The organism is Streptomyces deserti (assembly GCF_054782695.1).
On record NZ_BAAGRZ010000116.1, the window covers coordinates 1 to 967 of the forward strand.

Genomic DNA, 967 nt, shown 5'->3' on the forward strand with positions numbered 1-967 from the left:
CGCGGCGGAGCACCCGCTGCTCGGCGCGGCGATCGCCTTGGCCGACGGGGACGGGTTCCTGTTCACCGGGCGGCTGTCGTTGCAGTCGCATCCGTGGCTGGCGGGGCATGCCCTGGCCGGCACCGTCCTGCTGCCGGGCACGGCCTTCGTCGAACTGGCCCTGCACGCCGGACAGCGGGTCGGCTGTGCGTTCCTGGAGGAACTGACGCTCCAGGCCCCCCTGGTGCTGCCCGAGCACGGCGGTGTCCAGGTGCAGCTCGCCATCGGCCCCGCCGACGCGTCGGGCCGTCGGTCGGTGAACCTGTACTCGCGCTCGCAGGAGACCTCTTCGCACGAGCTGTGGTCGGACGAACCGTGGCTCCACCACGCCACCGGAACCCTGACGGACTCGAGGCTTACTCCCGAGTTCGACCTCACCCAGTGGCCCCCGTCCGGCGCGGAGCCGGTCGGCATCGACGCTTTGTACGACGGCCTGGCCGAGGCCGGGTTCGCGTACGGTCCGGCATTCCAGGGCCTGAGGTCTGTCTGGCAGCGAGGAGAAGAGCTCTTCGCCGAGGTCGCCCTGCCGGAGGAGCACCGGGAAGACGCCGCCGACTACGGCCTGCACCCCGCTCTGCTTGACGCCGCTCTGCACCCGCTGGGCCTCGGGACGTTCGTGCGTGACACCGCACAGGGGCGCATGCCGTTCTCGTGGAGCGGTGTCTCGCTCTTCGCGGCAGGCGCGTCCGTCCTGCGCGTACGTCTGACCGCTGCCGGCACGGACGGAGTGTCGCTGGCCGTCGCGGACACGTCCGGTGAGCCGGTCGCGCAGGTGGACTCCCTTGTCCTGCGGCCGGTTTCGGTGCCGGAGGCGAGTGAGGGAGCGTCGTCCCAGAGCGATTCGTTGTTGCGGGTGGAGTGGGTTGTGGGGTCGGTTGCGGGGGGTGGTGTGTCGCCGGAGTCGTGTGTGGTGGTCGGTGGTGGTGGT

1 protein-coding gene is annotated in these 967 nt (G+C 71.1%); it reads left to right on the top strand.

Going from position 1 to position 967, the window contains the following annotated elements; genetic code table 11:
* Window positions 1-967: polyketide synthase dehydratase domain-containing protein (locus ACYVMZ_RS39335; RefSeq protein ID WP_461088115.1), on the top strand; the 967-nt coding region annotated here is incomplete at both ends.